Origin of the sequence: Vibrio halioticoli NBRC 102217, assembly GCF_000496695.1 — a bacterium.
In the GTDB taxonomy this organism is placed as follows: Bacteria; Pseudomonadota; Gammaproteobacteria; order Enterobacterales; family Vibrionaceae; genus Vibrio; species Vibrio halioticoli.
In genome coordinates, this window is the sequence record NZ_BAUJ01000027.1 from 18,699 (window position 1) to 31,583 (window position 12,885).

A 12,885-nucleotide genomic window follows, 5' to 3' on the forward strand; every position below is an offset into this window, starting at 1 on the left:
AAAATATGACAGACATTTGACATTTTACTTAGGTGAAAATCACCAACATGATCTCATAGAAGATAATCGCAAGCAGTGCACCCGCAGGAAGAGTCACCACCCAAGAGACAACAATGTTACGAACAACACCTAGATTTAGTGCGGCAATACCACGAGCAAAACCTACCCCTAAAACAGCACCCACAAGTGTTTGGGTGGTTGAAATAGGTAAACCTGTACCAGAAGCCAGAACAACGGTACTTGCGGTTGCAAGCTGCGCTGCAAAGCCACGGCTTGGGGTTAATTCTGTAATGCCAGTACCAACAGTCGACATAACTTTGTGGCCCATAGTCGCTAGACCAACCACGATACCGACACCACCAAGAGGAAGAATCCACCAAGCGATTTGAGTTTTCTCAGCGATGTGACCCATATTACTAATAGTGGCAACGATAGCCGATAGTGGACCAATGGCGTTTGCAACATCGTTAGAACCGTGAGCAAATGCCATCGCACATGCGGTAATTACCATTAGCGTACTAAAGACTTGCTCAACACCTGTAAAGCTGTGCTCATGGTTTTTGCTATCAAGTTTGAAACGTTTTTGGATATAGAGATAACCAATTACCATCACTAATAGTGACAATAAGATAGACCAAATCCATGCTTCAGTGGTTGATAGGTATAAGCCAACGTGTTTAAGGCCTTTCTTAATTGTTACTAGTGAAATCACAATAGTAGTTAAGAACATATAGCCCGGCACATAACGTTTGGCATTTTCTAAGGGATTATCTGTATTAAATATAAACTTCTGCGCACTGATAAAAATAAGATAAGCAAATAACCCCGATATAAACGGCGTAATAACCCAGCTGCCTACAATATTTTGTACTGAGGTCCAATCCACAGCATCAGAACCCACAGAAACAGTGGCAAAACCTATTATGGCACCAATGATTGAGTGAGTAGTTGATACCGGCCAACCCATATAAGAGGCAACCAGTAGCCAAGTACCCGCAGCCAGTAGGGCTGACATCATACCGAATACCAGTAGATCCGGTGTATTAGCAAATAGAGTTGTATCAATAACACCTTTACGAATAGTGTCTGTAACTTCACCACCTGCAAGGTAAGCCCCTGCAAATTCAAAAATCATCGCGATAACAATCGCTTGTTTTACGGTTAATGCTTTAGAACCTACAGAGGTACCCATAGCATTAGCCACATCGTTGGCACCGATACCGATAGCCATCATAAAACCGAATACGGCCGCACAGATAAGAAGTATAGTGCCGTAGTTAGCTAGAATATCCATTAAATATCCTTTGATATTAATAAGTTGAAATGAGGTGGAGAATGATTAGCTACGCGCTATCATCAACTCTAGACGAGCACAAACGCGCTGTGCTTGGTCCGCAATGCCTCCAACCCACTCGAGGATTTTATACAAGAACATCACATCAATTGGATTATATTGATCTTCAATTTCTCTGAGGCTTCGACGCAATTCAATCTGCATTTGATCAGTATCATCTTCTATTCTATCGAGTTCATCGATCATCGATTCAACCAATTCTGCTTCACGTCCTTTGAAGCCTGTTTCTAGCAATTCATCTAACCCATTAATTACCCTGTACATTTGTCCGACGGCGTCTAAGCAACGTTTTACGTACGCTAAGAAGTCTTCGTGCAAAGCTTCAGGTATAAGTAGATTTCGGCCTAGAACGCGGCCACAGATATCTTTAGCAATATTTGCTACTTTATCTTGCTGAGTTAATAATTCCAGCAGATCACCTCTATCAAAAGCCATAAATAGGCCTGTTGGTAGATGCAAGCGAATCTGACGTTTGAGGGTGTCAGCTTCTTTTTCTAGCGTAGAAATTTGTTGACGGTATTCTGCCGCCTTTTCCCAGTTGTTAGCATTTGACGCAGCAAAAAAGTCAGGCAAAAGTGATGCACACTCTTGGACCTTTGCTCCGTGTTGCTGCAACGGTTTTATTGGCGATTTTGCGAATAAACCAATGATGGTATTTACTGGCATATTTGTATTGTCATGTGATTGTCATGCTGGGGTGTAACTATAATAGGTTTTTTTAGTATTAAAAGGGGTTATGTGATTTAAAATTGCACAAAAGGCATTTTTTTTGTGATTTAGATCAGCTGAATGCTACTTGCTGACAAACAAAATTCGATTTAATCTGCTAACGACAGTCGATTATGAGTGATTTATGGAAACTGAAATAGAGCTGAAATTTTTTGTTTCGCCACAATTCTCTGAAGTTTTAAAAGAGAAAATCCCACACAACAAAATTCTTCAACACAACAGTCGTGAGCTGGGAAACATCTATTTTGATACCCCAGACAACTGGCTACGAGAGCATGATATAGGCATGCGCATTCGTCGCTTTGATGATGTTTATGTGCAAACGGTAAAAACCTCTGGCCGAGTTGTGGCCGGTTTACACCAACGCCCAGAATATAATGCGGAGCATACCAGTAATGATCCTGACCTTCATTTGCACCCAGAGACCATTTGGCCGGAAGGGCGCACTGTCGAAGAGTTAGCATCACAGCTACAACCTTTGTTTGCCACCAACTTTACTCGTGAGCTTTGGCTGGTGGGTATGCCTGATGGCAGCCAAGTAGAAGTGGCTTTTGATCAGGGCGAAGTGCTTGCTGGAGAAAAGCGCTCTGCTATTTGCGAAGTTGAGTTGGAATTAAAGTCTGGTCAAACAGATGCTTTATTTACCTTAGCAAGGCAATTATGCGAAGACGGAGGCATGCGTCTTGGCAATTTAAGTAAGGCGGCCAGAGGCTACCGACTTGCGCAAGGCTTTACCGGTAGTAAAGCTAAACACTTAGGCTTAGTGGATGTCGCGCTGCAAGATAGCGTAGAAGAGTGCTTTATTAAGTCATTAGAGCATGCGTTGTCGCATTGGCTTTATCATGAGCAAGCCTATGTTGAAGCGCCTTCAATGGACTGCTTAAATGAGATCTGCTATTCGTTGAGCTTTGTGAGACAAACTTTAGCGGTATTTGGTGGAATTGTTCCTCGCCGTGCCAGTGCTATTTTACGACAAGAGTTAAAATGGCTAGAGCAAGAGCTGATTTGGGTGCAAGCGGCCGACTACCTAGATGACCTTACCGAAGACAAAGGTCATGCACTGCGTAAGCTTGATACGCAAAAGACGCTAGTGAAACAGCTAAAAAGAGTACGTGCTGAATTATCCACAGAAGAAGAAGTGTTACAACTGCTAGAGTCTGCTCGATATACCGGTGTTATTCTCGATCTCAGTCGTTGGGTACTGACGAAAGGATGGCAACCTTTCTTAGACGCTAAAGCGAGCAAGAAAATGTCTGGAAACTTGGTGTCGTTTGCCCAAGATCAACTGGATCGCACGTGGGCGGAAATGGTCAGTGCATTCCCTATTGAGCAAACCCTGACATCGAAAGACTATGTAGAAGAGCATTATCACCTAAAACGGTGTCTATTTTCTGGGATCTGTTTTGCTGCGTTGTTTGATCAAGAGTCTCGCCAAGCGTTTCGTTTGCCGTGGGCGGATTTAGCGCAAGGGATCGACGATCTGCTGATGCTTGATCCTGTGTCGCAATTGGTTGATCAATTGCAAGGAGAAGAGCAAGATCAACTGCAACGTTGGTTAGAGCGCCAGCAAGCTTCTATTTTATATGCCATGGAACAAACCAGAGCTATGTGTATGGAAGCAAGACCCTATTGGAAAGGCTAATAGATAGAGTATCTATCATTGCACGTCTTATTTCAGAGATTGAGCGCTTGCCCTTGGGTTAGCGCTTTTTTATGCTCTATACATGCCCCTAATACCCTGAACGCAAGAATGGACTTTTATGCATCTTAATTCAGAACAAGCCACAGTCGCTAGAACTGAGCAACTTATTAGTAAGTTTCCTTTTATTACAGAGCAATGGTCACAGCAACATCTCGATGAGTTAAATCGAGTGGTCAATTTCAGCTCGTTTATTTTTAATCGACTGCTTTGTGATGAAGCCTTGTTATTGAAGCTTCCAGATATGTTGCAAAGCGAGCAGCGTTGCTGCAACTATCGAACAGACTTGCATGCGTTATTAGCGACTTGCCAAGATGAAAATAAGGTTATGAAAGTACTAAGAGACTTTCGTAACCATGAAATCATCACTATTGCATGGCGAGACATTGTGGCGAGTTGGTCAGTAGAGCAAAGCCTTGCGCACGTTTCTATGCTTGCTGAAGCGATGATCTTTGAAAGCTATGCATGGCATTATGCCGACTGCACTAAATTGTGGGGCACACCGAAAGGTTCCGATGGCGCCGATCAGCCCATGCTCGTGATTGGTATGGGTAAACTGGGTGGGGGCGAATTAAATTTCTCTTCCGATATTGACCTTATCTTTACCTATCCTGAAAACGGCGAAACTGTGGGTGCAAGACGTCCGATTGCCAACGCGCAATTTTTTACCCGCTTGGGTCAGCGTTTAATTAAATCCTTGGATCAAAATACGCTAGATGGTTTTTGCTATCGAGTCGACATGCGTTTACGTCCGTTTGGCGAAAGTGGCCCGCTGGTGATGAGCTTTGCCGCACTGGAAGATTATTACCAAGAGCAAGGGCGTGATTGGGAACGTTATGCGATGGTCAAAGCTCGGGTGATGGGGCGAGAGATGTACCCTCAATACCAAGAGCTTCGCCAGATGTTGCGTCCATTTGTGTTCCGTCGTTATATCGACTTTAGTGCCATTCAATCATTGCGCCGTATGAAAGCCATGATTCGCAGTGAAGTGCGTCGTCGAGGGCTGACCAATAATATTAAGTTAGGCCCTGGCGGTATCCGTGAGATTGAGTTTATCGCACAAGTTTTCCAATTGATTCGTGGCGGGCGTGAGCCAAGCTTGCGAGGTCGAGGTTTACTTGAAACCTTGCAAGCCATCAAACAGCAACAGCTATTAGAGCCTAGCGATGTTGACGGCATGATGAGCGCTTATTGCTTCTTACGTCGCCTTGAGAATCTATTGCAAGCAATGGAAGATAAACAAACTCAAACTTTGCCAGAAGATGCGGATAATCAGCACAAACTGGCTGTGGTGATGGGCTTTAATCAGTTTTCAGATCTACAAACTGAATTAAGTCAGCATATGGCAAATGTGCACCATGTCTTTGAAGAATTAATTGGTGATGAAGAAGAGCAGGGTCAAAGCATAGATGCTGCCTATATGGAATTGTGGAGTTTGGCCAAAGAGCCAGAGCAAGTACAGACGATTTTGCAGGAGCTGTCTGTTGACGTAAAAGAGAAAGAGCTTTCTGAACTTTCTAGCAGTTTGTGTCACTTTAAGTCTGAGCTAGGCAAGAAAACGTTAGGGCCAAGAGGGCGAGAGGTAATTACGCACTTAATGCCTAAGTTACTGCATACCGTATTATCGCATCCAGAAGGTGAGTTTGGCTTAGAGCGAGTGCTGACGGTACTGGCGAAAATTGTCACTCGAACCACCTATCTCGAATTGCTCGATGAGCACCCAGCCGCATTAGAGCAACTGGTGAGATTGTGTACAGCCAGCCCTATGATCACAGAGCTATTAGGGCGTTATCCTATCTTGCTCGATGAGCTGCTTGATCCGCAGCAGTTATATAAACCGGTTGAGCTAAGCAGTTACAAATCTGAATTGCGAGATTATTTGGCTCGTATCCCTGAAGAGGATATGGAGCAACAAATGGAAGCTCTGCGTCAGTTTAAGCAAACCTGCATCTTACGTATTGCTGCTGCTGATATCGCAGGTGTATTGCCTGTAATGAAAGTAAGTGACCACTTAACTTATTTAGCCGAAGCTATTGTCGAGCAAGTCATCAACCAAGCATGGCGTCAAATGGCGGCAAAATATGGCGAGCCAAACCATTTAGAAGGCAGAGAAGGTCGTGGCTTTGCAGTATTGGGTTACGGCAAAGTGGGTGGTTGGGAGTTAGGCTACAACTCAGATCTAGACATAGTGTTTGTGCACGATTGTCCTATATCGGCGTATACCGATGGTGAGAAATCCATTGATGGTCGACAGTTTTATCTGCGTTTGGCGCAGAGAATTACCCATTTATTCTCTACTCGCACCGCCTCAGGCATCCTTTACGAAATTGATACGCGCCTAAGACCTTCTGGCGCCTCAGGGTTAATGGTGAGCCCGATTGATTCTTATGAAGAATACCAACTGACAGAAGCATGGACTTGGGAGCATCAAGCGCTAGTACGTGCTCGTCCTATATACGGAGATGCTCTGCTGGTGGATGCTTTTGCCAAGGTGAGAAACAAAGTGTTGTGTCTCGCTCGTGAACCGCAACCGCTGTGCAGTGAAGTGGTAAAAATGCGTGAGAAAATGCGCGATCACTTAGGCGGTAAAAAGAAAGATCGATTTATGCTCAAGCAAGATCCTGGCGGCATCACTGACATTGAGTTTTTGACCCAATATTGGGTGCTTAACTATGCGCATCAATACACTAGCCTGACAAAATGGTCTGATAATGTCCGTATTCTCGACAGCCTTGTGGAAGTGGATTTACTTTCAGCCGAGCAAGCTAAAGCATTAGCCGAGGCGTACACCACGATGCGAAATGAAATCCATAGACGAAACTTACTCAATTTAGACGCCAATGTGGCGCAAGATAAGTTTATGGAACAACGTAAATTTGTCAGTGAGATGTGGTGTGAGTGGATGAAAGATGGGCAAGTGAGCAACGAACAATGTTAAATTGCTCAAACGCTTAGCATTACTTTGATATATCTTTAGCTATGCTAGAATTGACAGTGAAAATTAAAGCAAAAATTATTATGTGGAGTCGTTATGAAACCAATCTTGCCTGATTATAGCGAGGCAGATGTCCTTATTGTCGGTGATGTGATGCTAGACCGTTATTGGTACGGTCCTACAGGTCGAATCTCCCCTGAAGCACCAGTGCCGGTCGTTAAGGTTGAAAATAACGAAGAGCGTCCAGGGGGCGCAGCCAACGTTGCAATGAATATTGCCGCTCTAGGGGGCGCTTCGCATTTGATCGGTTTAACTGGGGAAGATGAACCTGCACGTATGCTGACTGAAAAGTTAAGTGCATTGAACGTACAGTGTGATTTTATTTCTCTACCTGACTATCCAACCATCACCAAGTTACGTGTGATGAGCCGAGGTCAGCAACTTATCCGTCTAGATTTTGAAGATAAATTTGAGAATATCGATTCTGAAAAAGTGCTTTCACGTCTCGATAACTCTTTGCAAAACAGCAAAGCTATTATCTTGTCTGATTATGCCAAAGGGGCGTTAGAGCACTCTAAAGCCATGATCGAAAAAGCCAGAAAAGCCGGTGTGCCGGTGTTTGTTGACCCTAAAGGCGCTGATTTTGAACGCTACCGCGGCGCAACACTATTAACGCCAAATATGTCTGAGTTTGAGTGTGTGGTTGGTCCGATTAAAGATGACCAACAACTGGCTGAAAAAGGCTTGGAACTGATTGAAAAGTTCGATCTTGAAGCTCTGCTGGTCACACGTAGTGAAAATGGCATGACGCTACTGCGTCGCGGATTAGACCCGTTCCATTTGCCAACTCAAGCGCAAGAAGTGTATGACGTGACCGGTGCCGGTGATACGGTAATTTCGGTATTGGCGGCTTCTGTTGCGGCGGGTAAACCGTTAGACGAAGCATGTGCTCTTGCCAATGCAGCCGCTGGCGTTGTTGTCGGTAAACTAGGCACTTCAACGCTATCGACCATTGAGCTTGCCGAAGCAATGCACGGTTCACAAGATACTGATTTTGGTGTGATTGGAGAGCAAGCACTGATTGCGGCTGTGAAAAAGCTACAAGCGAAAGGTGAGCGCGTAGTAATGACCAACGGCTGTTTTGATATTTTACATGCAGGGCATGTGTCTTATCTTAACCATGCGGCAGGTCTTGGCGACCGTTTAATTGTCGCGGTAAATACCGATGACTCAGTTAAACGTTTAAAAGGCCCTGCAAGACCAGTTAACCCAACGGATCGTCGTATGGCGGTTTTAGCGGGCTTAGGCGCGGTAGATTGGGTGGTTCCATTCTCTGAAGATACTCCACAAAGATTAATCTCTGAAGTATTGCCTGATTTGCTGGTTAAAGGTGGTGATTACAAGCCGGAAGAAATTGCAGGCGGAGAAGAAGCTATCGCCGCTGGTGGCCGAGTCGAAGTACTTAACTTTGAAAATGGTTGCTCAACAACAGAAATTATCGAAGCGATTAAAGGCGGTAAAGAGTAATTCTTTCGCCTGAGTAACTTGCCTTGTTTTACATTGGCGAGAATGGATAACAAAAGGGAGCCTAGTTGGCTCCCTTCTTTATTTAAACAGCTTTTCTTTAAGCAACTTGTTCTAAACGATTAGCTTAGAGACTATTTACGAACCGCAATAGCTTCGATTTCAATGCCAACATCTTTTGGAAGACGCGCAACTTCAACACATGAACGAGCAGGGTAGTTTGCTACGTTGTGCTCATCAAAGAATTTACCGTACGCTTCGTTAACCGTCGCAAAATCGTTAAGATCTTTTACGAATACCGTCATTTTAACGATATCAGTAACGCTCAAGCCTGAAGATTCTACAACCGCTTTTACGTTGGCTAGAGATTGCTTCGCTTGCTCAGCAATGTCAGATGGCACTTCGCCTGTTTCTGGGTTGACAGGGATCTGTCCAGAAGTCATTACCATGCCGCCTAGATCAACACCTTGTACGTATGGGCCGATTGCCGCAGGCGCATTTTCAGTATGAAGAACTTTAGTCATTGTTATTCCAATTCCATCTTAATTTTAATTGTATAAAGTCTATTTATAACTCAGTGACCACTTCACGTGAATACACTTTTTCACAGTATTTACATTTTAAGCGAATACGGTCCTTCTTTTCGATGACGCTAAAGTGACTTTCTACCGGTTCACCGTGGGTAATGCAGTTGCTGTTTGGACACGCAAATACACCTTTAACCGCCTTTGGTAGTTCAAGCTCTAGCTTCTTCACTACGCGGTAATCTTCAATTCGGTTCACGGTCGCACAAGGGGCATACAGGGCTAACTTGCTGGCTTGCTCTTCGTTAATGAACACATTTTCAATTTTTAGAATGTCTTTTGCGCCCAACGCTGATGAAGGCAGGTTAAGACCGATAGTGACACGTTCATTCGACTTGTGCATGGCGAACAGTTTTAACACTTTAGTGCCAACGTGCGCAGGAATATGGTCGATTACAGTGCCGTCTTTGATCGCTTCAACTTGTAATTGAGTGGGTTTAGTCATGGTTAAATCTCCTCTATTACAGGGTTTGGTTTAGGACAAGAGCCAATAAGGCTTCACGAGCGTAGACGCCATTTTCTGCTTGAGAAAAATAGTAGGCATGTGGCGTTTTATCAACGTCTACCGTGATTTCATCAACACGCGGCAATGGGTGCAGCACTTTTAGATTTTCACGAGCATTGGTAAGCAGTGAAGCAGTTAGGATGTACGCTGATTTAATGTGTGCATATTCTGAATCATCGAAACGCTCTTTTTGCACGCGAGTCATGTACAAAATATCCAACTCAGGAATCACGCTTTCCATATCAGTATGTAAGCTGTATTGGATACCTGCGTCATCTAACTCTTCGCAGATATAATCTGGCATAGCAAGTGCTTCAGGGGCGATGAAATAGAAGCGTACATTGTTAAATTTAGCCAATGCTTGCGTTAGTGAGTGCACGGTACGACCGTATTTAAGGTCACCCACAAATGCGATGTTGATGTTATCTAAACGCCCTTGAGTTTCGTAAATAGAGAACAGATCAAGCAAGGTTTGTGTTGGGTGTTGGTTTGAACCGTCACCAGCGTTAATAACTGGCACACCATTAGAAAACTCTGATGCAAGTCGCGCAGCGCCTTCTTGTGGATGGCGCATAACAAAGGCATCAATATAGGTTGAGATAACCTGTACTGAGTCGGCCAATGTTTCCCCTTTTTTCGCTAGGGATGTATTACCTGCATTATCAAAACCAATCACACTACCGCCAATGCGTTGAATTGCGGTTTCAAAAGAGAGACGTGTTCGGGTTGATGGCTCAAAAAAGCAACTCGCAATCACCTTATTTTGTAGCAGTGTCGGCATAGGGTCTGATTTTAATCTTCCTGCCGTTTGAACAATCAGTTCAAGCTCTTCACGGTTTAGCTCAGGAATGGAGATGATGTGCTTTTTGAAAAGCGTGTTTTGCATGGTTTCTTCCCCTGGTCGTACATACAAAAAAGCCCCCCTAAAAAAGGGAGGCTATAGAATTCTAATTAAATAGGAGTTGAACACGGCATTGGCTGTGTTTTGTTGTCATGTTTCGATTGCCACGGTGCAGCATACAACCCTCCTATTTATCGTGTGGGATTATACTCACTAGTGATGTTATCGCAAGTCTCAGGAGCAGAATTAGTGACCTAAGGTCGCGACCATCACTGCCTTAATGGTGTGCATGCGGTTTTCAGCTTCATCAAAAACAATCGAGTATTCTGACTCAAAAACTTCGTCAGTCACTTCTAGGCCTTGCATACCAAATTTTTCAGCGATCTCTTTGCCCACTGTGGTTTGATCATCATGAAAAGCCGGTAGGCAGTGCATGAATTTCACCTGTGGATTGTCGGTGGCTTTGATGGTTGCCATATTCACTTGATAAGGCTTCATGATAGCAATGCGCTCTTCCCATGCTTCTGCAGGCTCTCCCATAGAAACCCAAACATCGGTGTATAAGAAGTCACAACCTTTAACGCCAATCGCAACATCTTCGGTAAGAGTGATGCTAGCACCTGTTGCGTGTGCAATTTGCTGACATTGCGCGACCAACTCTTCTTCTGGCCAGTATGCTTTAGGGGCGACCAATCGAATATCCATGCCCATTTTAGCCGCGCCAACCAGCAGGGAGTTACCCATGTTGTTGCGAGCATCGCCAAGGTAGGCAAAGCTGATTTGATGCAATTGCTTGCCTCGTGCATGCTCTTGCATGGTCAGGAAGTCAGCCAGTATTTGAGTAGGGTGGAATTCATCGGTTAGACCATTCCAAACCGGGACACCAGCATGCTCGCCTAGCTCTTCGACAATCGACTGACCAAAGCCGCGATACTCGATGCCATCGTACATACGTCCTAGCACTCTGGCTGTGTCTTTCATGGACTCTTTATTACCAATTTGAGAGCCTGATGGACCTAAGTATGATACTTGTGCGCCTTGGTCAAAAGCCGCTACTTCAAATGCACAACGTGTTCGTGTTGATGATTTTTCAAAGATCAGCGCAATGTTTTTTCCCAGTAAACGCTTTTGCTCTGTGCCAGCATATTTTGCTTTTTTTAGTTCGGCGGCAAGGTCGAGCAAGAACTGAATTTCCTTTTGACTAAAGTCCAAAAGTTTTAGGAAATTTCGATTTTTTAGATTATAAGCCATAAGGATTCTCTCATTTGATTCTATTCTGATTTTATTGCATAGAAATGCTATAAAATCAAATATCAATTCACTTTTATTGAGTTAAGTCTCTTTTGATTAGGTGATTAATGCACTCGTTTTTATCGGTCATGCTTGATTAATATATCATTATCCATAAAAGAGATATTGTCATGACGCGCTTTTTGGATGATTAGCTCTGCATGGAATTGGCGTTTCACTTTAGCGATGACACACCACTCACTTGTTATGCACCTATTGGCACTCTGATTTTCTATTTACGCCCAAGATAAGGGCTACTTGCAAGTAGTACGTATTATCTAAGCCTCTGAATTAAGAAATCTATCCTTAGATTGAGCCTAGATATGGTATTTCGCGTCGAACCGTGCCATATTTCGTCCGTATATAAATCCTTTATTTTTACCTGTTCGGGAGCGCACCCATGTCACAAGTGGAAGAGTATCTATCAGTCGAAGAACTTATCGAATTTCAGAAAGAAGAGACGCGTGACATTATCGCCGCTCTGCTTGAAGACGGTAGTGAACCTGATGCTTTGTATGAAATTGAACATCACCTTTTTGCTGAGAATTTTGAAGCTTTAGAAAAAGCGGTTGTGGAAGCTTTCAAAATGGGTTTTGAGGTTTTAGAAGCGGAAGAGTCAGAAGAAGATGAAGAAGGCAACAAGCTATTGTGCTGTGATGCAACAATGACTTGTACTTTAGATCCTGAGTTGATTGATATGCAGGCTGAAAAGTTGATCAATCTCGCTGAAAAATACGACATTATTTATGACGGTTGGGGCACTTACTACGAAGGTGAAGACGCTCTACCGTTTGATGACGAAGACGACGAGGAAGAATAATCGTTCTGTTCTTTGTTTGAATACTGCTTCATAAAATAAAGCTCGCAATTGCGAGCTTTATTTTTTTGTGTCTGGCTTAATTTAGTGTTTAAGCATGATTTAGTTAAGCATGGCTTAAGGTAGCGGTAGGTTGCTTGGCAAAGTACTTTGTCCATACACGCTCATGGAAGTAGTAAGCACAGGTATTAATTGATGGTTCGATTAGTGCTAGCAAGCCACCGGCAAGTGCATCACCAGAAATTAGGTACACAACCGTAAACGCAACGCTAAAGTGTACAACCGCAAAACTGACTGTTTTGATGCGAGAAAATGCTTGTTTTGCTTTCAAGAATGGAACCGAATTCCATACTTTTTCGTGGAAGTAAAATGCCACAGTATTTACGCTAGGTTCAATCATCGCTATCAAGCTACCGATAATTACATCACCGGTAATAATGTATGCCACAGTAAAAGCGATTGAGAAGTGTAGGGTTGCAAAGCTCATTGTTTTTTTCATGACAGATACCAAAGTTTGTTGTAAGTAATTTGTTTTGATGTAAATAGTATTGATAATTATTCTCATTTGGTCAATATCTTTTTTACTATTGCTTTGATAGGTATTGTC

11 protein-coding genes are annotated in these 12,885 nt (G+C 43.5%); 4 read left to right on the forward strand and 7 right to left on the reverse strand.

All coding sequences use genetic code 11. From position 1 onward, the window contains the following. Positions 1-28: 28 nt before the first annotated feature. Together VHA01S_RS09360 and VHA01S_RS09365 are read right to left on the reverse strand one after the other, a co-directional pair. Positions 29-1,294: an inorganic phosphate transporter gene (locus VHA01S_RS09360; protein WP_023404124.1), complete on the reverse strand. Its 1,266-nt coding sequence runs from the start codon at positions 1,292-1,294 to the stop codon at positions 29-31. A gap of 45 nt (positions 1,295-1,339) precedes the next feature. Continuing rightward, the gene (locus tag VHA01S_RS09365) at positions 1,340-2,020 is read right to left on the reverse strand and encodes a TIGR00153 family protein (protein WP_023404125.1); all 681 of its coding nucleotides are present in this window, start codon (positions 2,018-2,020) and stop codon (positions 1,340-1,342) included. Between the two features lie 187 nt (positions 2,021-2,207). Here VHA01S_RS09365 and VHA01S_RS09370 point away from each other — a divergent pair, with 187 nt between their 5' ends. The 3 genes from VHA01S_RS09370 (at position 2,208) to hldE (ending at position 8,244) form a co-directional block, all read left to right on the forward strand. Continuing rightward, entirely contained in the window at positions 2,208-3,725 is a 1,518-nt protein-coding gene (locus VHA01S_RS09370) for a CYTH and CHAD domain-containing protein (protein ID WP_023404126.1), read from the forward strand. 118 nt (positions 3,726-3,843) lie between these two features. Continuing rightward, a complete protein-coding gene (gene glnE, locus VHA01S_RS09375; protein ID WP_023404127.1) occupies positions 3,844-6,720 on the forward strand; it encodes a bifunctional [glutamate--ammonia ligase]-adenylyl-L-tyrosine phosphorylase/[glutamate--ammonia-ligase] adenylyltransferase in 2,877 nt (958 codons plus the stop codon). A 93-nt stretch (positions 6,721-6,813) separates the two neighbouring features. Beyond that, entirely contained in the window at positions 6,814-8,244 is a 1,431-nt protein-coding gene (hldE, locus tag VHA01S_RS09380; protein WP_023404128.1) for a bifunctional D-glycero-beta-D-manno-heptose-7-phosphate kinase/D-glycero-beta-D-manno-heptose 1-phosphate adenylyltransferase HldE, read from the forward strand. Between the two features lie 131 nt (positions 8,245-8,375). On the opposite strand, the gene VHA01S_RS09385 is transcribed toward hldE, so the two are convergent. The 4 genes from VHA01S_RS09385 to argF all read right to left on the reverse strand — a co-directional run bounded on the left by VHA01S_RS09385 (position 8,376) and on the right by argF (position 11,422). Then, positions 8,376-8,765, reverse strand: coding sequence for a RidA family protein (locus VHA01S_RS09385; RefSeq protein WP_023404129.1), 390 nt, complete (start codon positions 8,763-8,765; stop codon positions 8,376-8,378). 43 nt (positions 8,766-8,808) lie between these two features. Continuing rightward, positions 8,809-9,270, reverse strand: coding sequence for an aspartate carbamoyltransferase regulatory subunit (gene pyrI, locus VHA01S_RS09390; RefSeq protein ID WP_023404130.1), 462 nt, complete (start codon positions 9,268-9,270; stop codon positions 8,809-8,811). A gap of 16 nt (positions 9,271-9,286) precedes the next feature. Then, positions 9,287-10,216 (reverse strand): aspartate carbamoyltransferase, encoded by a 930-nt coding sequence (gene pyrB, locus VHA01S_RS09395; protein ID WP_039970573.1) that lies wholly within the window; start codon positions 10,214-10,216, stop codon positions 9,287-9,289. Between the two features lie 201 nt (positions 10,217-10,417). Continuing rightward, positions 10,418-11,422: an ornithine carbamoyltransferase gene (gene argF, locus VHA01S_RS09400; protein WP_023404132.1), complete on the reverse strand. Its 1,005-nt coding sequence runs from the start codon at positions 11,420-11,422 to the stop codon at positions 10,418-10,420. 439 nt (positions 11,423-11,861) lie between these two features. On the opposite strand from argF, the gene rraB reads away from it, so the two are divergent. Beyond that, positions 11,862-12,281, forward strand: coding sequence for a ribonuclease E inhibitor RraB (rraB, locus tag VHA01S_RS09405; RefSeq protein ID WP_023404133.1), 420 nt, complete (start codon positions 11,862-11,864; stop codon positions 12,279-12,281). Positions 12,282-12,384: 103 nt separating this feature from the next. Here rraB and VHA01S_RS09410 read toward each other — a convergent pair whose 3' ends face one another. Continuing rightward, a complete protein-coding gene (locus tag VHA01S_RS09410) occupies positions 12,385-12,777 on the reverse strand; it encodes a DUF2061 domain-containing protein (protein WP_023404134.1) in 393 nt (130 codons plus the stop codon). Positions 12,778-12,885 lie beyond the last annotated feature (108 nt).

Bases quoted from the DNA above. Each gene is read 5' to 3' on its own strand.
- VHA01S_RS09365 (WP_023404125.1), bottom strand. From the start codon at position 2,020: ATGCCAGTAAATACCATCATTGGTTTATTCGCAAAATCGCCAATAAAA.
- VHA01S_RS09410 (WP_023404134.1), bottom strand. From the start codon at position 12,777: ATGAAAAAAACAATGAGCTTTGCAACCCTACACTTCTCAATCGCTTTT.
- hldE (WP_023404128.1), top strand. From the start codon at position 6,814: ATGAAACCAATCTTGCCTGATTATAGCGAGGCAGATGTCCTTATTGTC.
- rraB (WP_023404133.1), top strand. From the start codon at position 11,862: ATGTCACAAGTGGAAGAGTATCTATCAGTCGAAGAACTTATCGAATTT.
- VHA01S_RS09360 (WP_023404124.1), bottom strand. From the start codon at position 1,294: ATGGATATTCTAGCTAACTACGGCACTATACTTCTTATCTGTGCGGCC.
- VHA01S_RS09370 (WP_023404126.1), top strand. From the start codon at position 2,208: ATGGAAACTGAAATAGAGCTGAAATTTTTTGTTTCGCCACAATTCTCT.
- glnE (WP_023404127.1), top strand. From the start codon at position 3,844: ATGCATCTTAATTCAGAACAAGCCACAGTCGCTAGAACTGAGCAACTT.
- VHA01S_RS09385 (WP_023404129.1), bottom strand. From the start codon at position 8,765: ATGACTAAAGTTCTTCATACTGAAAATGCGCCTGCGGCAATCGGCCCA.
- pyrI (WP_023404130.1), bottom strand. From the start codon at position 9,270: ATGACTAAACCCACTCAATTACAAGTTGAAGCGATCAAAGACGGCACT.
- argF (WP_023404132.1), bottom strand. From the start codon at position 11,422: ATGGCTTATAATCTAAAAAATCGAAATTTCCTAAAACTTTTGGACTTT.
- pyrB (WP_039970573.1), bottom strand. From the start codon at position 10,216: ATGCAAAACACGCTTTTCAAAAAGCACATCATCTCCATTCCTGAGCTA.